Genomic DNA, 22,848 nt, shown 5'->3' with positions numbered 1-22,848 from the left:
GGGCACGCGCGGGGCGCGTGCCGGGACGGGGCACAGGACAAGAAACGCTTCTCCCGGTCGGGGCGGGCTCGGCCCGCGGCACTCAGGCGGGCGCGGCGCGCCGCATTCCGCCAAGCGTGAAGTCTACGGTGCCGGTCGGCTATCGTAAATTTGTTTAATTCTTTACGAGGTATCGTAAAATCCGATGCCTGCCGCTGTTCGGAGTGTGACATGCAGATTCCGGCCAACCTGTCGTTGCGGCAACTGCGCTACTTCGCCGAAGCGGCCGAGTTGGGCCAGTTCTCGCAGGCGGCCCGCAAGCTGCACGTCTCGCAATCGGTGATCACCACTGCGGTCGCCCAGCTCGAGACGATGCTGGGCCTGCGTCTGTTCGACCGGATGCCGCATGGGGTCGCGCTGACCGCGGAAGGCCATCGCTTCCACCAGCACGTGCGCCACGTGCTGGACACGCTGCAGGACGCGCTCAGCGAGCCGACGCTGCTGGCCAATGCGCTCACCGGAACGGTGCGGGTCGGCGCGTCGTACACGGTGCTGGGCTACTTCCTGCCCAGCCTGCTGGCGCGTTTCAAGCGCTCCTACCCACTGGTGGAGATCGATCTGATCGACATGGACCGCGCCGAGATCGAACGCGGCGTGACCGACGGCGCGCTCGATCTGGGACTGTGCATCATCTCCAACATGGTCGAGCCCTATGTGCTCCGGCGCCAGGCGCTGATCCGCTCGCGCCGCCAGTTGTGGATCGCCGAATCGCATCCGCTGGCGCAGTTGCCGACCATCGGGCCGGCCGATGTGGCGCCGTATCCCTACATCATGCTGAAAGTGGACGAGGGCGAGGCCTCGGCGATGCGCTATTGGCACTCGGTGGGCCATGCGCCGAACGTGGCGTTTCGTACCTCGTCGCTCGAAGCCCTGCGCGGCCTGGTCGCCTACGGATTCGGCGTCAGCATCCTGTCGGACATGGTCTATCGGCCCTGGTCGCTGGACGGCCGCCGGATCGACGTGCGTACGCTCGAGGTGGCCGTGCCGCCGATGGAAGTGGGGCTGGTCTGGCGCTCCGACGCCCCGTTGTCGGCGCCCGCCCATGCGCTGCACCAATTCCTGGTCTTCGCCTGCGACGGCTGAGCGCACTGCTGCGTGCGCGTTGATCAAGCCCTCCGCCCGCGCGGGGTAGGCCTTCGGCGGCTTGCGTCAGGTCGGGCAGGACCAGGCCCTTTCCACGTGTGGGGGCGGGTGGGGTGGGGAACGATCGGTGGCTGCGACGCCACGCCGATCGGCCCATAGCTTTGGGTTATGCATGACCCAAGTATTCGCAATGGAGCCGGGCCATCGGGCCCGGTTAAGTTCCCATCAGAGAATTTCATTGCATTTTCTCGGATCAGGCCAATTCTTCGCGCGATCGGATCGAGACGTCCGCCGTGAAACCGGCCGCCGCGGGATGGACCCCCTCACTGTGTGTTTCCCACCGCGCTCCTCCCCCAAGAACCGGGTTCTGTCCGTCCTTTCAGGGGCCTCCCCACTTGTCGAGACTGAACACGATGCGCAACCACACACTCCGTCCCTCCCTGCTGACACTGGCCTGCCTCTGCGGGCTCTTGGCATCCGGCACCACGTTCCAGACATTGGCGCAGGACGCGCCCGAAGACGCCGAGGCGTCCCCGTCGGCCCCGCGCACGCTCGATGTGATCCAGGTCACCGCACAAAAGCGTGTGGAATCGCCCACTGAAATCCCGATGTCGATCAGCGTACTGGGCGAGGAAGCCCTCGACCGCCTGCAGATCAACAACGTCAACAACCTGGCCGGTGTGATTCCCGGCCTGCAGGTCAACAACCTGGGCTGGCCCGGCCGCGCGCAGGTGTCGTTGCGCGGCATCGTGCCGATGGGCAACACGGCATCGACCGCGATCTACGTCGACGACATCCCGCTGACCCCCAACGGGTCGCTGTCGGGCGGCACGTCGGGCATGTTCGATCTGCTGCCCTACGACCTGCAGCATGTCGAAGTGCTGCGTGGTCCGCAGGGCACGCTGTATGGCGCCAGTGCGCTGGGCGGTCTGGTCAAGTACGTCACCCGTCGCCCCGAACTGGACTACTTCGAAGGCCGGGCCGGTGGCACGGTCAGCGTCATCGACGACGGGGGGCACGTGGGCTACGCCGGACGCGTCTCGATCAACGCGCCGCTGGCCGAGAGCAAGCTGGCGATGCGCGCCAGCTACGCCGAGCAGGCGACGCCGGGCTGGATCGACAACACCGTGCTCCAGCGCCGCGACACCAACGACGTGCGCCAGAAGGCCGGGCGCCTGTCGCTGCTGTGGCAGCCGATCGACACGCTCGAGGTGGTGCTCAGCGCGATCACCCAGCAGAACCGGGCCGACAACCTTGGCGTGGTCTCGCTCGATCCGGTGACGCTCGAGCGCTCGCTGCCGGGCTACGCCAGCGACTATCTGCTGCTGCAGCCGAGCACCATCGATGCCGATGTCTACGGGCTGAGCGTCGACTGGGATCTGGGCTGGGCCGATTTCAATGCATCGAGCAGTTGGCTCGACTCGCGCACCTGGCGCGTGCAGGACCTGTCGGCCGAGTACGTGCCGCTGCTCGGGGGCACGCCCGGTCGTGGCCCGCTGGCCTACGCGGCGCTCGACACCAAGATCGGTCTGCGCAAGTTCACCCAGGAAGTCCGCCTGACTTCCAAGGACACCAGCAGGCTGGCGTGGCAGATCGGCGCGTTCTACACCGACGAGGACGCCGACTACATCGAGTTCGGCGACGTCATGAGCGCGACCATGACGCCGGTGGCCTCGCTGTTCACCGCGGATGTGCTGACCACGTATCGCGAGAAGGCGCTGTTCGGCAATACGACCTGGAAGTTCAGCGACCGCTTCGACCTGGCCCTGGGCCTGCGCCATGCACAGAACGACCAGGTGTTCGACCAGAGCCTGGGCGGCCTGCTGGGCGGCGGACAGGCTTATAACGGCACCTCCTCGGAAAGTGTGACCACCTGGAGCGTCAGTCCGCGCCTGTTCTTTGGCGAGGACAGCATGGCCTATCTGCGGGCCGCCAGCGGCTATCGCGCCGGCAGTCCCAACCCGCTGATCGCCAATGCGCCCGATGTGCCGCGACAGGTCGACGCCGATACGCTGGTCAACTACGAACTGGGGATCAAAAGTCATCTGTGGGACCGGCGTGCCCTGGTCGAAGCTGCGGTGTTTCGCATCGACTGGGACGACATCCGTCTCAACCTGGCAACGCCCAGCGGCATTTCCTATGGCCTCAACGGTGGCAGCGCACGCAGCCAGGGTGTCGAGTTCAGCGGCTCGATCGCGGCGAGCGACGGCCTGCGCCTGAGCGGGACGCTGACCTATACCGATGCCGAACTGACGGCGTCGATTCCGGGTCAGGCGCCGGCGGGCACGCCGCTGCCGCAGGTCCCCGAGTGGAGCGGCAGCGTGCAGGCGCACTACCAGTTCCCGACCCGGGGCGAGTGGGCCTGGAGCCTGGCCGGCGCCTTGCGTTACTACGGCCGCCGTCCGCTGTCGGTGGCGGCGTCGCAGTCGATCGATCTGTCCAGCTACAGCCTGCTCGATCTGAGCGCCGAACTGGGCAGCACCGACGCCTCGTTCCGCTTCTTCGTCAACAACGTGACCAACGAAGATACCTTCACCGCGGCCAGTCGGACCCTGTTGGGATCGGCGCGTCTGACGCGCTGGAACGGCGTGATGCTGCAACCGCGTACCATCGGCGTGTCCTTCGATTACCGGTTCTGATGCCATGCCCGTTCCATCGCGCGCGCGGGTCCTGAAGTCCTTGTCGTGGTCGCTGCCCTGGCTGCTGTTGGTATGCCAGGTGCAGTCGGCCGAGCCATCGCCGGCGACGGCAGTGGCCGTCGACGGCATCGCGGCGGACGGGCCCGGGTGTGCGATCACCGCCTCGCGCGCAGGGCAGGTGATCCTGGCGGCGTCCGCGGGTCTGGCCGATCTCGATCGCGGTCGCCCGATCGACGGTGACACGCTGTTCTACGCGGCCTCGGTGTCCAAGCAGTTCACCGCACTGGCGGTCGCGCAACTGGCGGCGGCCGGCACGATCGAGTTGGACGGGGATGTGCGGCAATACATCCCCGAACTTCCGGGCCAGTGGGGCACGATCACGCCGCGGATGCTGATGCATCACACGTCCGGCCTGCCGGACTGGCTGATGCTCGCGGCGATGGCCGGCGTCTCGGACTGGGGCGTCCTCGACCAGGCAGGCGCGGTCGGGCTGGTGACCGCGCGCCCGGACACCGCGTTCGCGCCGGGGACACGCTTCGAGTACTCCAACGGCGGCTACCTGCTGCTGGCCGAGATCGTGGCGCGCACCACCGGCTTGCCCTTCGCCGAGTATGTCCGCAGGCACATCTTCGAGCCGCTGGGCATGCGCGATGCGTTCTTCCTCGCCGGGCAACGCCCGACGGGTGCCGCCGTCGCCCACGGATACGTGCCTGCCAAGGGCGGGTTCCAGGTGCGCGACACCTATCCGCTGATCGGCGGCTCGGGCGGGCTGATGCTCACTGCGAAGGATCTGGCCCGCTACGAGTACGACATCGAGGTCGGCCATCGAGTGTGGACCGATGCGGTGCGCGAGATCATGTGGACGCCGGCGCAGCTGTCCGACGGTGGCTTTGCCGGCGTCCCGGACGGGCTGGGCTATGCGGGGGGGCTGCGCGTGGGCGAGCGCAACGGCCAGCGCGTCATCGAGCACGCGGGCGCGGCCGAAGCCTTCCGCCTGCAGTACCTGCGGCTGCCCGAGCACAGGCTGGGCGTCGCGGTGCTGTGCAACCGCGGCGACCAAGACCCGATTCCGCGTGCCGATGCGATTGCTGCGGCGCTTGTGCCCGCCGGTCTGTGGACCGAACCGGCAGTGGCCGCGGTGCATCCGGGCGAGTACGTCGATGCTGCGCTCGGCCTGCGCTACCGCGTGCCCGCACCCGAAGGCGATCGGCTTGCGGTGCGGATCTTCTCGGCGCTGACGCCTGCCGACGGCACGATGCAGATGTTCCGGCGCGACAGCAGTGGCGGCTTCATCGCCGAGGACCCGGTGCGGCCGATCCGCCTGCGCATCCCGCCTGGCGGCGCCACGCTCGAGGTCTCGATCAACAGCAGCACACTGTCCCTGCAGCGGAGTCCTCACTGATGACCAATCCCCCCAAGCCCCCGCGCCGTCGCCGGCGTTGGCTGCGGATCCTGCTGGCGGTCGGGGCCTTGCTGCTGGTCGGCGCGGTGCTCACCTTGCACCTGCAGATCCGCAAAGGCAGCTGCAGTGCCTCGCTGCCGTTCGCGGCGACGTTGCGCAACGCCGATGTCGATGGTCTGCGCATGCGCTGGTCCATCAGCGGCGATCCGGACGACCGACGTCCGACGCTGGTCATGATCACGGGTCTGGGCAGCGGCCAGGCAACTTGGGCGTCGGTGCTCGAGGGACTGCTGCGACATGGTCGTGTGTTCACCTACGACAGACTGGGCTACTGCGAGAGCGATGCCGCACCGCCGGGACCGCGCGATGTGGTGACGATGGCCGACGAACTGCACGGGCTGCTCGAGACGACGCAGATCGCGCCGCCGTATGTGCTGGTCGGCCATTCGCTCGGTGGCCTGGTGGCCGAGGCCTACGCCGCGCGCTATCCCGATCAGATCGCCGGTCTGGTGTTCGACGATGCCCGCGCCGCCGATTTCATGCTGCGCTGCCTGGATGCACTGGGCGAGTCGCGGTGTGCCGATCCGTGGTGGGTGGCGCCCCTGCTCAAGCTCGCGCCGATCCAGGCGCGCGAATTCACCGCGCTGCAGGCCAGCGAGGCGCAGGTGCGCAGCCTCGAACCTGTCTCCGGTGTCCCCGCACTGGTGTTGTCGGCCGGCGTGCTGCGGCTCGGCGACGATGTCCTGGAGGTCTGGCTCGACAGCCAACGTGGGCTGGCGTCGCGCTATGGCGCCCAGCAGATCACCTTCGAAGGCAGCTCGCACTTCCTGCATACGCAGGACCCCGCGCGCTTCGTCAGGCTGGTCGGCGCATTCGTCGATGCCTTGCCTGCGCAGGACGGCGCCGGGGCGCCGCACGGCGACTCAGAGGCCGGGCGGAGGGCCGCGCCCCTCCAGCGCGATCGAGAACTGCTTGAGGAACCCCTCGATCAGCCGTGATGGCGGACGCTCTTCGAGGAACATGCACTGCACCTTGAAGCCGAGGGCCGGAGACAGCGGCCGCCATGCAAGCCCGGGGGCGGCGAAGGCCTGGGCGGTGAACTCGTCGACGATCGACATGCCCGCGCCGCACCGGGTCAGCCCGGCGGCGATGTAGAAGGTCTGGTTGGAGACGACTTCGCGCACGCGCACCTGCAGGCGCTGCAGCTCGCGATTGAACAGATCGCCCAGCGGGCCGCCGGTCGTCATGCCGAGCAGCTCGCGGTCCTGCAGGGCTTGCAATGCAATCCGCGCGCCGACGTCGGGCATGTCCGCCTCGCGGAACATCAGCACCAGCTCGCCGTCGGTGAGGTCGCGACGCTTGAGCCGTGGATGGGTGGGCGCGTCGTAGCCGATGGCGATGTCGCAACTGCGCTCGTAGAGCGCACGGAACAGGTCGTCGTGGTGCAGGGTCTGCACTTCGAAGGTGGTGTGCGGATAGCGCGTGCGGAATCGGGCAATCGCCAACGGTGCCACCTGCAGGCCAAGCGATGGCACCACCGCAAGGCGGATGTGGCCATCGGTCATGAAGCGCAGGTTGCTGGCGGTCTTCTGCAGCGAGGTCAGGCGCCGGAAGACTTCCGCCGCTTCGTTGGCCAGCGCATGCGCTTCATCGGTCGGCACCAGACGGCCGCGCACACGCCGGAACAGCGCCATGCCGAGCTGCTGCTCGGTGTGCGCCAGCACCTTGCTCAGCGCCGGCTGCGAGACGTGCAGGGTGCGCGCGGCGCCGCTGATCGAACCGGTGGTGTAGATCGCATGGAAGACTTCGATCTGGCGGAAACGCATGGTCGGCTCCGGGATTGCGATCGGCCCACCGTTCGGATCGGTGCGGCCGGCCGTGGCGGCTCAGGCGGTCAGCGGGGAGGGCGCCACCCTGGGCGGCTGCGCCGGGGCGATCGGCGTGGGCGTCCGGTCCTCGACCTCGATGCGGCCGCCGCCGCCCCACAACATGGACGCGGGTGGCTGCAGCAGGCCGCCGACCAGGTGCACGCCACCGGGGTGATCGTCGCGCAACCACAGCGGGCCGTCCAGGTCCACGAAATGCGCGTGCCGGCCGACATGCAGCGCCGGTGCGATCGCCAGCGACGAACAGCCCATGCAACCGACCATGATCTCGAAGCCCTGCGCGCGCGCGGCATCCAGCAGCGTCAGCGCACCGGTCAGGCCGCCGGTCTTGTCGAGCTTGATGTTGACCACGCCATAGAGGTCCTGCAGGCGCGGCAGGTCCTCGGCGACATGGCACGACTCGTCCGCGCACAGCAGGGTTGCCGACTGGAAGCCACGCAGGCGTTCGTCCTCGCCTGCCGGCAAGGGCTGTTCGACCAGTTCCACGCGCGTGGCCGCCAGCAGCGGCTGCATGGCCTGCAGCAGGTCGATCGTCCAGCTTTCGTTGGGGTCGACCATCAGGCGGGCCTGCGGCGCGGCATCGCGGACGGCCTGGATCAAGCGCGCCGGATCGTCTGCACCGACCTTGATCTTGAGCAGGTCGAGATGCGCATGGCCGCGCGCCGCTTCGGCCATGCGCTCGGCCGTGTCCAGACCGATGGTCTGGGCGGTCGGCAGGCAGGGCAGATCGGTCTGCCCGAGCAGCGTCGAGACCGGCACACCGCGGCGCTGCGATTCCAGATCCCACAACGCGCTATCGACGGCATTGCGCGCCGCACCGGCCGGTAGCATCCGCTGCAACTGCGCACGGTCGAGCGCGGCCGATGGGAGGCGGGCGAGTGTTTCGACCTGCGCGATCACCGAGTCGATCGTCTCGCCATAGCGTGCATAGGGCGTCGATTCGCCGCGTCCGATGCGGCCGCCGTCGCGGATATGGACTTCGACCACCTCGGCCGTGGTGCGCAAGCCGCGCGAGATGCGGAACGGTGTGGCCAGCGGCCACGAGCGCGGGACGGCGCTCAACCAGGGAAGCATGCGTGGATCCTGTCGATGATGGCGTCAGTGCCGTGGCGCAGGGGGTCCTGCGTGGGAAGTCCGAACGCCTGCTCGATCTCTCGGCACAGACGCAGCGCGTCGGCATCGGGCAGGTCGCAGGTATTGAGGGCGATCCCGACCGCCTGCACAGCGGGATTGGTCAGGCGTGCGGCTGCGAGGTTCGCGTCCAACGTGGTGCGCAGGTCGGGCAGCGGGTAATGCGGCAGCCCGCGCATATGCGTGCGCCCCGGTGCGTGGCACAGCACGAGGGCGTCGGCCTGGGCGCCATGGAGCAGCCCCAGCGACACACCGGCAAAGGACGCGTGGAACAGCGACCCCTGGCCCTCGATGACGTCCCAGCCCCCATCGGTGCGTGCCGGGGACAGCCACTCGACGCCACCGGAGATGAAGTCCGCGACCAGTGCATCGAGCGGCAATCCGCCACCGGCGATGAAGATGCCGGTTTGGCCGGTCGCGCGGAAGTCGGCGCGCCTACCGCGTGCGCGCAGCGCCTGTGCGAGCGCGAGCGCGGTGTACATCTTGCCGCTGGAGCAATCGGTGCCGACCGTCAGCAGACGCAGGCCCGCGCGTCTCAGACCGGTGCCGACCGGGACCGCGGGCGGCGTGCGTGCATCGAACAGATGACGGCCGTTGCGCCGCGCGGCTTCGACGATCGACGGATGCGCGGTGAGCCGCTCGTGCAGGCCCGATGCCACGTTGAGGCCGGCATCCAGCGCGGCAATGACATCGGCGACGATCGCCGGTCCGAGCCGGCCGCCGGCATTGGCGACGCCCACGACCATGGTGTTGATGCCGGCGGCCCGGGCGGCGACGACGCCCATGTCCGGCAGGTCCACGCTGGTGCGGCATTGCGGTCCGCGGAACTGGGCCCGGCACCACTGCGGACGGAACTGGGCCAGGCCGCGCGCGGTCTTGGCCGCGAGTGCATCCTGCGCATCGCCCAGATAGAGCAGGAAGGGCGGCGGCCACAGCGCGGGGGCTTCGGGATCGGGCGACATGCGGGACCTGGGCTTGCTGGCCAACACCGGACGGCCTCCATCTTCGATGGCGCGTCCTGGCCGGGCTATTGAATTCACGCCGCCGGTCTATAGCCAGGGATTATGGGTTGGTGACGACGGGCCATCCCGATCAGCCCGCATCCGGCGCGGTCGGCGGCGCGGCAGATGGCTCGAATGCATCGCCGCGACGCCTCCAGAGCTGCGTCAACGCGTACAGCAGCAGGGGCACGACATAGGTCGCCAGAATCGCGTAGGCCAGCAGGCGGTAGCCCTGCGCAATGAGCGCGACGAGTCCGATCGCGTCGGCCATGAACACCGCGCCGAGCAGGATCGCGGCGATGATCGCCGTGCGCAGGCCCGGGCCGGGTTCGGTGCCGGTGCGCTCGCGCCAGTTGATACGCAAGCGCGCATCGACCGATGCCATCAACGCCACACCCGTCTCCACCAGGGCGACCAGAATCATCAGACGGAACAGCCACTGGAACCACGGCAACTCCAGCTTGCCGAGCATCATGTCCGACGGCAGCGGCGCGTCGGCGATGTCGGGCAGGAAGGCCAGCATGCAGACGTAGAACACCATCGCCGGCACGATCGCCAGCGGTCCGGCGAGTGCACCGGCAACGACGGCATCGCGCCGACGCAGCAGGTGCCTGACGACGATCAGGGTCGAGACCGCTGCGAACACGTTGTACCCGGCGTAGGTCAGCCCATCGAGTGCCCAATGCGGGCCGAGGCCACTGCTGCCGGACATGCGTGCCATCGAACCATCGCCGAAGCGCAACAGGATCAGACACGCCGCCAGCGCGTAGACCACGTACATGAACAGCGACATCAGCTTGAACAGCCGCTCGACGGCCGTCGTGCCGGCCTGCACGACGGCCGTGATCACCACCACCAGCAGCAGCGTGCCGACCAGGCGCGGCCAGTCGAACATGGTGGCGGCCAGTTCACCGGCCGCCGCCCCGAACACCGCCAGCACGACGACGATCAGAGCCAGATAGGCGACTTCGAACGTCCACCAACCACGGCCGAGCAGATGCCGGAAGAAACTGCGGTAGTCGTAGGCGCGGATCTCCCGCGCCAGAAGGAAGGTCAATATGCATACGACGCTCCACACGACCATCGACAGGGTCATGGCGGCCAGCCCGCCCCATGGGCCCGAAGGCAGGAAGAACTCCGCCAGTTCGCGCCCGGTGGCGTAGCCGCCGCCGATGACCGCCGACTTGAAGGCCAGGCCCGGTAACAGATAGCGCTGGAACCGGCTGGCCTGCGTCGTCATCGTGCGGCGTCCGCCGATTCGAACAGGTAGAAGTCGCGGACGGTGCGTGCGATTTCGGCAATCACGCGTTCGCGTTCCGGCCGGGGCGCGTTGCTGGCCTTGACGAACGCGGCGATGACGAACTGGTTGCCGTCCGGCAGGGTGACCACGCCGACGTCGTTGACCGTGCCGCCGACGGTGCCGCTTTTGTCGGCGACCACGGTGCCTGGTGGCATGCGGCCGCGCAGACGCGCATCGCAGGTCCGGCAGCGTTCCATCACGCTGGTCAGCACGCGTGTGCTCGCTTCGCTCAGTGCCTGGCCGCTGAAGATGCGCTGCAGCAGCGTGGCCATCGCCGGCGGTGTGGAGGTGTCGCGCGGGTCGTTGTCGTAGGGGGCATACGCACCCGCGCCGCGCGTGGCCAGTTCGGGGTTGGCCTTGACCAGTTCCACCACGTCGGCCTTGCTCAGACCGCGGGTGTCGACGCCGTAGAACTCCCTGAGCAGCGTGCGGGTGTCGCGATCCAGACGCTGGTCTTCGATGCCCTGACCCCGCAACCAGGCAGTCACCGCCGCGGGCCCGCCGGCCTGCTCGACCAACACGTCGGTCGCAGTGTTGTCGCTGTTGGTCATCATCACTTCGATCAGGTTATGGATCGACAGGCTGACGCCGGGATGGATGAAATGCTCGGCGATCACCAGCGAATCGACGTACTTCTCCGGTTCCACAGCGACCAGCGTGTCCAGTGCCAGCTCGCCAGCATCGACCTTGGCCAGGATCGCCGCAGCGACCGCGATCTTGAACGTGCTCGCCATCGGGTAGCGCTGATCGGCGTTGAGGTGCACCGGCGTGCCGGTCCCGTCCAGTCGCCATGCCGAGACGCCGACGGTGCCATCGATGGACGAGGCCAGACGTTCGATTTCCTTCTCGACCACGCGGCTGTCGGCCGATGCCGACAGCGGGACGGCGCCCAGCGCGAAGGCCAGACCGAGGACGAGGGTGTTCTTCAGACTCTTCATGCGATGCAAGCCTCTACGACGTGTTCAAAACCGGTTTCAGCGCGCATCGGATCGCCCGCAGGCAGACCCAGACGCGAGGTCACTTCAGCGCAGGCCGCCAATGCGGCCTCCGGACTCATGCCATGCGTGTTCAGACTGACCCCCACACAGCGGATCGCCGGGTTGGTGCGGCTGCCCAGACGCACCGTCAGGTCGATCACGTCCTCGATCGAGGGCAGGGGATAGTCGGGGTACCCGAGCACGTGGGCACGCCCGGGTTGGTGGCAGACGACGAACACGTCTGGCTGACTGCCATGCAGCAGTCCCAGGGTCACGCCGGCATAGGCGGGATGAAACAACGAACCCTGTCCTTCGATCACGTCCCAATGGTCATGCGCGGCGTCTGGACTGAGCTGTTCGGCGGCGCCGGCCGAGAAGTCCGCGACCATCGCATCCATCGGCAAGCCGCCCCCGGCGATCAGGATGCCGGTCTGCCCGGTGGCGCGGAAATCGGCATCGACGCCGCGCGCGCGCAGGCCCTTGACCAGCCCCAGCGCGGTGTACTTCTTGCCCAGGGCGCAGTCGGTGCCGACCGTCAGCACCCGCTTGCCGCTGCGCTTGCGGCCATTGGCGACCGGAATGCCCGGCGGCGGCACGCGCACGCTGATCAGGCGGCGGTCGAGCCGGACCGCGGCCTCGGCCAGTTCCGGAATGTGGGCGAGCACCTGGTGCATGCCGCTGACCAGGTCCAGGCCCTGCTCCATGGCCTCGAGCAGCGACGGGATCCAGCTCGGCAGGATCGTGCCGCCCTGGTTGGCGATACCGATCACCAGCGCGCGTGCACCGGCGGCGTAGGCCTGTGCAGGCGTCATCGACGGCAGGCCGGTACTGACGGTTGCTGCGGGCAGGGCCCACTCGCCGACGCAGTGTTCCGGCGCCCAGTCGCGCAGACCGATCGCGGTCTTGGCAAAGCCCGGTTCGGTCACATCGCCGAGAAACAGCAGGTACGGCTGCGGCAACGCGATGACCGCGTGCGCCGCGCCGTTCGAAGAAGGTGTCATCAAGGTCAAGCTCCAGTGGGGCGTGGACAGCAGGGGAGAGCAGGCACGAGGACGCGCCTGTAGAGGCAGGAGGGGGGAGGGGCTGCACGCATCGGTGGGACCTAGCGCGCAGCGGACCTCAGAAGCGGTAGTCGATCGACACGCCGACCGTGCGCGGTTGCAGCGGCACGCCGACCACCGCAACGTCGCGGTTGAACACATCGCGCACGAGTCCGGTGGACACGTAGGAGCGCTCGTCGGTCAGATTGCGGGCGTACAGACGCGCGGTCCAACGCAGATTGGTCAGCTCGGCGTGGAGGTCGACGGCGCGGTAGCTCTCGATCTCGTAGCCGCCGATGCCGACCCGGTTGCCGGTGAAGCGGAAGCCGCCGCCGACGCGCCCGTGCCAATGCGGCCCGGCCTCGAAGTCGTAGTCGATGGTGCTCGACCAGCTCAGGCGCGGCGTCAGCGGCATGCGGCTGCCCGAGGTCAGGCCGCTGGCGGGCGGCACGTCGCCCAGTTCGGAATCGGTGTAGGCGGCGTTCAACCCGACGGTGATCCGCTCGGTCGCGCGGACCAGCGCCGCAAGTTCCAGGCCCTGGCTTTTCGCGCTGCCGGCGTTGCCCATCCGCGAAATGCCGTTGACGGTCTCGCGCAACTGGATGTCGTCCCAGTCGATACGGAACACCGCCACGTCGAGCATCGCGCGCCGGTCCCAGAAGTGCGACTTGTAGCCCAGCTCGAAGTTGCCCAGCGTGTCGGAGCGCGTCATCGGCACCGAGCCCGTCACCGAGACGTTCGGGCCGCCGGGCCGGTAGCCCGTCGCATAGCGCGCATAGAGCATCGACCGGTCGTCGAGATGCCAGCGGGAGGCGAGTTTCCAGGTGAACACGTTCTCGTCGATCGAATCGACCAGGTCGAGCGTGCCGCCATAGAGCGCACCGGTGGTGTGCTGCTCGAAGTCCTGTTCGTTGCGGGCGTAGCGCACGCCGGCCGACACGTCGAAGCGCGGACTGAACTTGTAGGTCGCATCGGCGAACAGCGCCTGCTCATCGTAACGGCCGGGCAGGGTGCCCGACGCGGCCTCGAACGGCAGCGGATTGCCGTTGCTGTCGTAGGGGCTGACTTTCTGACGGTTGCCGTGCTTCTCGCCGGTGAGGAAGGTGCCGACCAGCCATTCGAAGCGGTCGTCGGCCTTGGAACTGAGCCGGAACTCCTGGGTCCACTTGCGGTTGCCCAGGAACACGTCGAATTGCGCCTGACCGGCCGGCACCGCGCCCCCGGTCAGCAGCGGCCAGGCAACGCCGTAGACCAGCGTGGCGTCCTGGGTCTCGTCCATCCGGGTCTCGGAGAAACTGGTCGCCGACACGAAGTCGAGGTTGCCCAGGTCCCAGTCCAGGATCGCGGAGTGGTAGTTGGTCTCCATGCGATAGGGCGTGGGACGGAACAGGATGCCGTCGAGCTCGCCGCGCAACGGCGCCAGCGTCGTAGGGGTGAGACCGACCTGCCCGGTGTTGTCGGCGTCGACCAACTGGTGCAGCGTCTGCAGGCGCAGGTTCACGTGGTCGGTGAGGCGCCAGGTCAGCGCCACGCGCGAGGCGAGCTGCGAATAACCGTTGCTGTCCTTGGCGTCGTCGCCGGTGAGATCGGGCTGGTCCACGTAGCCCGGCGTCACCTGCCTGGAGAAGCTGGCGCGCAGGCCGACCCGCCCCTCGACGATCGGCGCGTTGATCGCCGCGCGCAGGCCCGTGCCCAGGTCACCGGCTTCGCTGGTGGTGTTGACGTCCATGCCGGCGCGGAACTCGATCGCATCCGGATCGGCCGCCTTGGTGATGTACTTGAACAACCCGCCCATCGCCCCGGCGCCATACAGTGTGCCCTGCGGACCGCGGAGCACCTCCACGCTCTGGATGTCGTAGGGCAGCAGGTCGAGCGCGTAGGTCGTCGCACGCTGCTTGTTGGTGCTGGGGCCGATGGGCGTGTCGTCGATGTAGGTCCCGATGATCGAGCCGCCGCCCAGCGGGGCCACGCCGCGCAGGGCCATCGCGGTCTGCCCGGGCGCGCCGCCGCTGTCGACCTGGAAGCCCGGCACATAGGCCGCGAAGTCGTTGAGCCGCGTCGCGCCGAACGCTTCGAGGCGTTCCTCGCTGATCACGCTGACCCCCGAGGCCACCTCCATGACGTTCTCGCTGCGCTTTTGCGCGGTGGCGACCACGCGGTCGAGTTCCACGGCGTCGGGCGCCTTGCGGCCGGTGTCGCTGTCGGCGTCCTGCGCGAACGCCTGGGGGATCTGGCCGGCACAACACATGGCCAGCGTGGAGGCGAGAATCGAACGTTTCATCGTGCGCATGCCGGGCTCCGCAATGGACGTGATCAGGTGGGAAGAACGATCGGTTTCCAGGTCTGGCCGAGCAGACGCCGGAAGTTGCCGCCGAGGATCTGGCGGATGTGCCCGTCGCTGTAGCCGCGACGGATCAGGACCTCGACGAGGTCGTAGGTCTTGCGGGGATGGTCGAAGCCGTCGGTGTCGATACGCTCGCGAAACGCGTAGCTGGCCTTGTAGCTGGCGCGCAGCGCCGCCAACTGGTCGCTGGGCATGTCGTCGTAGCCGTGCAGGTCGGCATCCGACCCGATGCCGACATGGTCGATGCCCACCAGCTTCACGACATGGTCGATGTGATCGACCATGTGTTCGATCGTCGTGGGCTCGCGGTCACGCACGAACATGCGCACACCGGTGATGCCCATGACCCCGCCCTTGGCGGCGAGCTTGCGGATCGCCTCGTCGGTCTTGACCCGCGGATGGTCGTTGAGCGCCCGGCAATTGGAATGGGTGATCGCGACCGGGCGCGGCGACAGCTCGATCGCGTCGAGCGTGGTGCGATCGCCGCAATGGGAGACGTCGATCAGCATGCCGGACGCGTTCATCGCTTCGATGATCTGCACGCCGAAATCGCTGACGCCGCCATCGACCCGGTCGGTGGCGCCCGACCCGAGCAGGTTCTGCGCGTTGTAGGTGAGCTGGGCGCAGCGCATGCCCAGGCGGTAGAACAGGGCGACATCGTCCGGGGTGCGGAAGTGTTCGGCGTTCTGGACACCGATCATCACCGCCACCTTGCCGTCGGCCTTGGCACGGTCGAGGTCTTCCGCCTCGCCGACCAGCGTGAAGACGTGCCCGTTCCGGCCGACGAAGCCGTTCCATGCGGCCATGTAGGCGAGCGTCTCCTGGAACGCGTCCGGACCGCCGAGGCCGATGGCGTGATGCAGGGCGGTGATGCCGCTGGCCCGCATGTCGGCTGCGTCCTGGTCGCTGATGCGGATGGCCGGATACTCGGGGCGAAAATCGATCTTGATCACGCCGAGCATGTCGATGACCAGGGACTCGCGGACGAGATCGACTGCTCGGGTGGAGTAGTCGGTCGCCACGCCGGGGATGACCGCATGGCGGCCGCGCGCGATGGCGGGAAACGCGATCGCGCCCGCAGCCAGGGCGGCCACGCCACCGAGCAGACGTCGGCGGGTCAGGACAGGGGCGTGCGGTGTGGTGGACATGGCCATCTTCCGAGAATCCCGTTACGGCAATATTTATCCTGATCAGAGAATTGTCAAGGAATATCGGACGCATTGTCCCGAAAATGCGCTGCATTGCAGCATCAGGCGCGTCGCCATCCGGGGGCGACCGCACGGCGCACAGCACGCCGACGCGGTGCGGTGGGGGGCAAGGACCGCGGGGGGCTAGACCCGCGCGTCGTCGTTGGCGTCAGCGGCGAGCAGCGGGCGCGCGCGCCGTTCCAGACGCCATAGCGAGAGCGCGACGACAACGCAGACGCCCGCCATCGCCGCGAAGAAGGCATGGACCGACAGGCGCGACCACAGCGTGCCGGCCGCGCCCGCCAGCAGATTGCCGCCGAACGATGCGAGGAACCATGCGGCGATGATCGTCGCGCCGAAGCCGGCTGGCGCCAGACGTGCGAACAGGCCCAGCCCGACGGGCAGGATGAACAGCTCACCGAGCGTGAACATCACAAAGAACAGGGCGGCCCACAGCCAGCCGACCTGAGTGGCCGGGGTGCCGCCCAGCACCGCGACAAGCGCGAACGCGCCACCGACCATGGCAGCGCCAATCGCCATCTTGGTCAAGGGCGGCGGTTCGCGCCCCAGACGGGCCTGCCGGGTCCAAGCCCGCACCAGCCACGGCGTGATCAGGAACACCAGCAGCGGATTGAGCGAGAAGAACCAGGTCATCGGAACGGTGAAGTCCGCGGTCACCGCGCGGTCGACGCCGGTGTCGAGCCAGATCGCGATGGTGTTGCCGATCTGCTCGTAGGCCAGCCGGAACACCACCACCAGCCCGGCGATCATCCCCATCAGTTGCAACAACGGGCGATACGCCGGCTGCCACAGCGCCGACAGCGGCAAGGCCGTGCCGACACTGCGCGGCGGATCGGGCGGCAGATGCCGGCGCCCGCCAATGTAGATCGCCAGGCCGAGCAGCATGCCGATGCCGGCCGCGGCGAAGCCCACATGCCAGCCGTAGACCTCGCCGAGGGTGCCGCAGACCAGCGGGGCGAGAAACGCCCCCAGGTTGATGCCGACGTAGTAGACGTTGAACGCCGAGCCGCGGCGCGGGTCCTCGCGCCGATACAGGTCGCCGACCTGGCCGGGCAGGGTCGGCAGGAACAGGCCGTTGCCGAGCACGATCGCCAATAGCGCCGGATACAGCAGGGCGTCGAAGGCCATCAGGAAGTGGCCCAACGCCATCACCGCGCCGCCCACGATCACCGCACGTCGCTTGCCCAGCCAGCGGTCCGCGATCAGCCCGCCGAAGACGGGCGTCAGATACGCCAGCGCGGTGTACAGGCCGTAGACCAGCGAGGCCTGCTGCTGGGAGAACAGCAGCTGCTTGGTCATGTAGTAAACCAGCAGCGCCCGCATCCCGAAGTAGGAGAACTTCTCCCACATTTCGGTCAAGAACAGGATGGTCAGGCCGGGCGGTTGCCCGAACCAGGACCGCGGGGACTCGCTGCCGCTGCGCATGGTCGATCCCCGCTGCCGCCTACAACTGCACGCCGGTGGTCAGCAGACCCTGCGTCCAGCTGGCGAAGGCCACGGCCAGCCCGGCCAGCGCCACGACCCAACTGCCGAAGCGACGCACGCGCGGCCACGTCGCGGGCTTGCGGACCGCGACCCAGACCAGGGCCAGCGCGGCCACCACACCCAGCCACGACAGCGCTTGCACCAGCAGCAGTGGCAGGTCGCGATAGTCCGCCACGCCGCCCGGTGCCGATATCGCTGTGGCATACAGCCCCCATGCGAGGACGCCTGCCAGCAGCACGGTGATCGACAGTGTCTGCGTCCAGCGCAGGCCACGGGCTTGGACAGGTGCCGCTACGCCGTAATGACGCCGCACGAACACGCCACCGACGCGCAGGACCGCCGAGAGCAGCAGCAGCGCCAGCGACACCAGCAGTGCAGGGCGCAGCCAGCCGGGCGAGCGCCAGGCCGGGAAAGGCTCGTAGCCGAACACCGAGGCGAAAGGACCGGCCGAGAAGTAGACCGGCTTGTCGTCCTCGAGCTTCACTTCGAGCAGGCCGCGGCCGTTCTCTTCCTGCCACAGCCACGGCGCCACTTCCCGCCACCGCAGCAACTGGCCATTGAGCCCCTTCTGGCCATCGACGGTGATCGTGCCGTCGTCCTGCGGATGCACCCGCACCGGCGACAACAGGTTCATCACGCGCAGATAGGAGCTGTCGGAGCGGCGCGTGCTCTGCCAGTTCACAGCCGCCAGCGCGGCCGCGTGCGTGCGGGCGGTGTCGGCATCGACGCCCGGACCGGCCGCCACGATCGGGCGCGGGGGCAGGAACTCGGCGACGAAACGCTCCCAGACCTGCGCACGCAGCGCCGAACCCGCGGCATCGCGGCCGGCGCTGTTGGTGGACACGAACAGGCCCATGTTGCGCTCGGGCACCAGATACAGCCACGAATAGAAGAACAGCGTGGTGCCACCGTGCGAACGGGTGTCATAGCCGGCCGTATCGGAGGTCATCCAGCCCAGCGCCATCCGCGGCAGATGCGGCAGGTAGGCCGGCTGCGGCGCCAGCATCTGCGCGACGGTGTCGGAGCGCAGGATGCGCTGGCCGTCGAGTTCGCCCTGGTTGAGCATCGCCAGCATGAAGCGCGCCATCGACCCGCCCGACGCGTACAGGCCACCGATGCCGGGCGCAGTGGTCTTCTCTGCCGGCCAGGACTTGCCGGAACCGAGCCGGTAGCCATTGGCGACATGTGGCAGCAGCGCGGCCGGCAGTTGTTGATGAAAGCTGGCGTACTGCATGCCCAACGGGCCGAGAATGTGCGCCTGGGCGTAGTCCTCGAACGACTGGCCGCTGATGCGGGCCACGATGTAGGCGGCAACGCCGGTGGCGTAGTTGGAGTACGCCGGCTTGGTGCCGGGCGCGAAGATCTGCTCGGGCACCCATTCTTTGAGGTACTGCTCGCCGGTGGCCGGATGATCGGGCCCCAGCACGATGAGATAGCGCAGGCGTTCTTCCAGGCCCGTGGTATGCGTCATCACCTGGCGCAGCGTGATCGGCTGGCCCTTGGACGGGACCTCGAAGTCGAGATAGGTGTTGATGTCGGTGTCGAGATCGAGACGACCCTGCTCGACGAGCTGCATCACTGCGGTCCAGACGAACAGCTTGGAGATCGAACCGGGGCGGAACAGCGTGGTCCGCGGATCGACCGGCGTGCGCGTGTCGACATCGGAGAAGCCGAACCCGCGCTCGGTGACGACGCGACCGTTCTCGACCACGGTCACCACCGCGCCGGCGAGATCGCCCTGCGCCATCAGATAGGGCACCAGGCCGTCGAGGAAGGTATCGACGCGCGATGCATCGAGCGGGGCGTCGCCTGCGGGGGACGCGTCCTGCGCGACGGCGGGCGCTTCGGCAACGGGCGATCCCTGCGCCGGCGCAGGTACCTGCGCCTGCAGCGGAATGCACAGTGCAGCGCTCGCGAGCAGCAGGCCGGACGCGACACGCTGCCAGCGGCGGGGGCCGGGTTTGGACACCGTCATGCCTGGACTCCTGTTCCCCAGACGCTGTCGTCGCAATGGACCAGGCCGTCGTCGTAGCGGACGCCGGGCACGCGGTCTTCGGCCAGCACCAGCGGTCCGTCGAGATCGACCACGTCGCAGTGCTGGCCGACGATGAAGGCCGGCGCCATCGCCCAGCTGCTGCCCATCATGTTGCCGACCATCACCTGCATACCCAGCGTGCGGGCCTTGTCGACCATCGCCAGGCCTTCGGTCAGGCCACCGGACTTGTCGAGCTTGATGTTGATGACGTCGAACAGGCCTTCGAGCGCTCCGATCTCGGACACGTCCTGCACGCTTTCGTCGGCGGCGAACGGCAGCGGCCTGGCGAAACCCTTGAGATCGGCCTCGCGACCGCGTCGCAGCGGCTGTTCGAGCAGACTGACGTCGTTGTCCATCAGCACAGGAATCAGCGCATCGAGCACGTCGATCGTGTAGCCCTGATTGGCGTCCACGCCGATCCAGACATCCGGCCGCGCCTGACGCACCACGCGGACGCGTTCGCTGTCGATATCCAGTTCGCCGCTGAGTTTGAGCTTGAGCGCCTTGGCCGGTGCATACCGATTGATCGCGATCGACTGCATCGTCGCCGGATCGTCGGCACCGAGCGTCCAGGTGGTGAGCAGCGGACGGACCTGCGGCAGGCCCGCCAGCGCCCATGCCGGCTTGCCTGCGCGGCTGGCCTCCAGATCCCACAAGGCGCAGTCGAGCGCATTGCGGGCGCCGCCGCGCGGCAGCAGTTGCTGCAGGTCGGCGCGGGTGATGCCGGCCTCGATCTGGCTGCGCAGGCCTTCGAGCGTCGCCAGCATTTGCTCGGGCGCGTCGTCGAGGTAGTAGACGCCACTGGCCTCGCCACGGCCGCGGTGGCCCTGGTCTTCCAGTTCCACGCGCAGTACCGGCGCATGCTCGAAGACATAGCCGCTGATCCGGAACGGGGCGAGCATGCGCAGCTTGTCGATCTGCAGGGTCAGTTTCATCGAGGTCTCCAGCCGTCGTGCGGCGAGGGGTCAGTAATCGAGGGCGAAGTCGGCCAGGCCCATCAGGACCAGGACGTAGGCGAGCACACAGGCCGATACCAGCAGCAGAGCGGCCCGAAGGACTGCGAACACGCCGCGTCGGCTGCGCAGGGTCTGCAGCAGGTGCCAGGCCGTCGCGGCGATGCCGCCGACGATGGCGATGACGCTGCCGATGCCCAGCAGGATCACGACCGGGTCGAGGCGGTCGTCGAAGCGTGCGAAATCCGCCGCCCCCCAGCTCATCACGGCCAGGCCGGCGGCCGGCATCAGCAGCATCCAGATGCAGGCCACGCGGCTCAGGCGATACGCGTGCAACGCCGTCGGCGACCAGTCCAGGCGACGTCCATTGCGGCGTCGGACGATGGCCGCGATCGGCCAGGCCAGCACGGTCAGCACCAGCACGACGACCGCGCCGATCAGCAACGGCTTGAGCCAGGTCGCCGAGCGGTAGCCTTCGACCTGCAGGAAGACATTGAATGGCGCCGCCGAGTCGACCGCGAAGCCGACCGGCTGGCCGTCCTCGAGGATCGCCGCCAGACGCACCTCGCTGTGCGTCGCCTGCCACAGCCAGGGGCCGACCGGCTTGAACGTCGTCGGCTGCCCGTTGGGCTGCTTCATGCGCTCGAACCGCAGGCTGCCATCGTCGAGCGCCTGCAGGCGCGGCTGCGACAGGACGCTGATCCGTCCCAGTCCTGTCTCATTGCGTCGGGATTCGCGATAGGCGGGCGTCGCCAGGCGACGCGCCTGGTCGGCGGCCACGGCCGCATCGACGGCAGGCGCCGGCGCGGATGCGACGGCGGGGAAGTAGCGGTCGGCGAAACGCTCCAGCAGTTCACGGCGGATCGGACCGGTGACGCCACCGACGCCTGCACTGTTGAGCGACACGAACAGGCCCACGTCGTGGTCGCGGAACAGGAACAACTGCGAGTGGAACGAGAAGGTGTCGCCGGCGTGCGAGACCACGCGTTGGCCGTTGACGTCGATCTCGTAGAACCCCAGCGCCATCGTGTGCAACGGCGGCGCGAAGCGCGTCTGCGGGGTCAGCATTTGCGCGCTGGTCGACGCCCGGAGGATCGGCGAGTCGTGGCCGCCGGCCGCCGACAGGTGGGCGATCATGAAACGCGCCATGTCCGCGCCGCTCGCCGACATGCCGCCGGCTGGAACGGACGGCGTGACCTCGAATGCGCGCGCGGCGCCCGAGCCGCGTGCGTATCCCTGCGACACGCGTGCGCGCAGCGCCGGCGGCAGCGGCTGCCGGAAGCTGGCGTGCTCCATCCGCAGCGGCGCATAGATCCTGCGCTCGATGTACTCGGGGAAGGGCAGGCCTGAGATGCGCTCGACAATGTAGCCCGCCAGGCTGGTGCCGTAGTTCGAGTACGCCGGCACGGTGCCGGGGGCGAAGATCCGCTTGGGAACCCACTGCGCGAGGTAGGGGCCAAGCGCGAGCCCGTCGGCCTGCGCGATGGCCTCGCTGGTCCACATGGTCTTGATGTTGGCTTCGAACCCGGCCGTATGCGTCATCAGGTGCCGCATCGTGATCGGTGCGCCGCGTCCGGGCACGTCGAAGTCCAGATAGCGGTTGATGTCCGCGTCCAGGTCCAGCTGTCCTGCCTCGACCAGCTGCATCACCGCCGTCCAGGTGAACAGCTTGGAGACCGATGCCACCCGGAACAGGGTGGTGTCGGGATCGACCGGGATCCGCTGCTCGACATCGGCGAACCCGTAGCCGCGGCGCACCAGAATCCGGCCGTCCTTGACCACCGTGACGACCGCGCCGGCGATATCGCCGCGCTCGATCGCATACGGCATGAAGCCGTCCAGCCAAGTGCCAACATCGGCCTCGGTCAATGACGATGCGCCCGCCGGGGACGCGTTCGCCACGCCCCCCGATTGCCGTGCGAAGGCCGGGAAGCTCGCCGCGATGGCGCAGCACAACACGACAAGCCACGTCCACAGACGCATGCGATGACCCTCGACGCAGGAAATCCGGAGGCGATGCAGGTCAGCCCGACACCGCCGAAATTATCTCAATCAGGCTACATTATTCCTGATCGGAAAAATGTCAAACCTTGCGTCGCGGGATGTCCGGAACGGCCGCTTCCAACGCGATCCGTCGCCGAGCCGGCCGCCGCCCGGTCAACGCACGTTGGGCGGGCACAAGGCCCTCGCCGCGCGCCGTGTCGCAAAAAAAACGGTTCTTCGCAGATTAGCGGGGAGTCCTTTGCCAGCCACCGTTACGCTTGATGCCTGATTCCAGGGCGCAAGGGTGAGGGGATGTTCGACCGGAAGACGATCAAGAGGCTG

General features: G+C 68.2%; 16 protein-coding genes. 4 read left to right on the top strand and 12 right to left on the bottom strand.

Annotation, left to right across the window (positions count from 1 at the left end):
• Nucleotides 1–210 precede the first annotated feature (210 nt).
• The 4 genes from ABE488_RS15310 to ABE488_RS15295 all read left to right on the top strand — a co-directional run bounded on the left by ABE488_RS15310 (nt 211) and on the right by ABE488_RS15295 (nt 6,161).
• Entirely contained in the window at nt 211–1,122 is a 912-nt protein-coding gene (locus ABE488_RS15310) for a LysR family transcriptional regulator (RefSeq protein ID WP_346449248.1), read from the top strand.
• Between the two features lie 413 nt (nt 1,123–1,535).
• Complete coding sequence (locus ABE488_RS15305) at nt 1,536–3,761, top strand: TonB-dependent receptor (protein WP_346449246.1); 2,226 nt, start codon at nt 1,536–1,538, stop codon at nt 3,759–3,761.
• 4 nt (nt 3,762–3,765) lie between these two features.
• Nucleotides 3,766–5,163 carry a serine hydrolase domain-containing protein gene (locus tag ABE488_RS15300; protein ID WP_346449245.1) on the top strand — a complete coding sequence of 466 codons (1,398 nt, stop codon included), beginning with the start codon at nt 3,766–3,768 and terminating at the stop codon, nt 5,161–5,163.
• Nucleotides 5,163–6,161: an alpha/beta fold hydrolase gene (locus ABE488_RS15295; RefSeq protein ID WP_346449243.1), complete on the top strand. Its 999-nt coding sequence runs from the start codon at nt 5,163–5,165 to the stop codon at nt 6,159–6,161. Before ABE488_RS15300 ends, ABE488_RS15295 begins: the two co-directional genes overlap by 1 nt.
• Here ABE488_RS15295 and ABE488_RS15290 read toward each other — a convergent pair.
• The 12 genes from ABE488_RS15290 to ABE488_RS15235 form a co-directional block, all read right to left on the bottom strand.
• On the bottom strand, nt 6,087–6,989 hold the full coding sequence (locus ABE488_RS15290) for a LysR substrate-binding domain-containing protein (RefSeq protein ID WP_346449241.1): 903 nt from the start codon (nt 6,987–6,989) through the stop codon (nt 6,087–6,089). The two genes, ABE488_RS15295 and ABE488_RS15290, sit on opposite strands and share 75 nt — an antisense overlap.
• A gap of 60 nt (nt 6,990–7,049) precedes the next feature.
• Nucleotides 7,050–8,123 carry an N-acetyl-D-Glu racemase DgcA gene (dgcA, locus tag ABE488_RS15285; RefSeq protein ID WP_346449240.1) on the bottom strand — a complete coding sequence of 358 codons (1,074 nt, stop codon included), beginning with the start codon at nt 8,121–8,123 and terminating at the stop codon, nt 7,050–7,052.
• Nucleotides 8,108–9,142 (bottom strand): N-acetyltransferase DgcN, encoded by a 1,035-nt coding sequence (gene dgcN / locus ABE488_RS15280; RefSeq protein WP_346449238.1) that lies wholly within the window; start codon nt 9,140–9,142, stop codon nt 8,108–8,110. The genes dgcA and dgcN overlap by 16 nt, the downstream gene beginning before the upstream one ends.
• A gap of 130 nt (nt 9,143–9,272) precedes the next feature.
• On the bottom strand, nt 9,273–10,421 hold the full coding sequence (locus ABE488_RS15275; protein WP_346449236.1) for a hypothetical protein: 1,149 nt from the start codon (nt 10,419–10,421) through the stop codon (nt 9,273–9,275).
• Nucleotides 10,418–11,419 (bottom strand): class A beta-lactamase, encoded by a 1,002-nt coding sequence (gene bla, locus ABE488_RS15270; RefSeq protein ID WP_346449235.1) that lies wholly within the window; start codon nt 11,417–11,419, stop codon nt 10,418–10,420. The genes ABE488_RS15275 and bla overlap by 4 nt, the downstream gene beginning before the upstream one ends.
• The gene (locus ABE488_RS15265; protein ID WP_346449269.1) at nt 11,416–12,459 is read right to left on the bottom strand and encodes a DUF1611 domain-containing protein; all 1,044 of its coding nucleotides are present in this window, start codon (nt 12,457–12,459) and stop codon (nt 11,416–11,418) included. The genes bla and ABE488_RS15265 overlap by 4 nt, the downstream gene beginning before the upstream one ends.
• A 118-nt stretch (nt 12,460–12,577) precedes the next feature.
• Nucleotides 12,578–14,788 (bottom strand): TonB-dependent receptor, encoded by a 2,211-nt coding sequence (locus ABE488_RS15260; RefSeq protein ID WP_346449233.1) that lies wholly within the window; start codon nt 14,786–14,788, stop codon nt 12,578–12,580.
• 23 nt (nt 14,789–14,811) lie between these two features.
• The gene (locus ABE488_RS15255; RefSeq protein WP_346442458.1) at nt 14,812–15,990 is read right to left on the bottom strand and encodes a membrane dipeptidase; all 1,179 of its coding nucleotides are present in this window, start codon (nt 15,988–15,990) and stop codon (nt 14,812–14,814) included.
• Nucleotides 15,991–16,173: 183 nt separating this feature from the next.
• Entirely contained in the window at nt 16,174–17,475 is a 1,302-nt protein-coding gene (locus ABE488_RS15250; protein WP_346442459.1) for a peptide MFS transporter, read from the bottom strand.
• A 19-nt stretch (nt 17,476–17,494) separates the two neighbouring features.
• A complete protein-coding gene (locus ABE488_RS15245) occupies nt 17,495–19,510 on the bottom strand; it encodes a serine hydrolase domain-containing protein (RefSeq protein ID WP_346449232.1) in 2,016 nt (671 codons plus the stop codon).
• Entirely contained in the window at nt 19,507–20,505 is a 999-nt protein-coding gene (locus ABE488_RS15240; RefSeq protein ID WP_346442462.1) for a dipeptide epimerase, read from the bottom strand. The genes ABE488_RS15245 and ABE488_RS15240 overlap by 4 nt, the downstream gene beginning before the upstream one ends.
• A gap of 30 nt (nt 20,506–20,535) precedes the next feature.
• Nucleotides 20,536–22,506: a serine hydrolase domain-containing protein gene (locus tag ABE488_RS15235; protein ID WP_346442464.1), complete on the bottom strand. Its 1,971-nt coding sequence runs from the start codon at nt 22,504–22,506 to the stop codon at nt 20,536–20,538.
• Nucleotides 22,507–22,848: the final 342 nt, after the last annotated feature.

It is taken from the genome of Luteimonas sp. TWI662 (assembly GCF_039673825.1).
Lineage (GTDB): Bacteria > Pseudomonadota > Gammaproteobacteria > Xanthomonadales > Xanthomonadaceae > Luteimonas.
The sequence above is the reverse complement of the archived record's forward strand: the minus strand, read 5'-3'. Positions and strand labels throughout refer to the sequence as shown.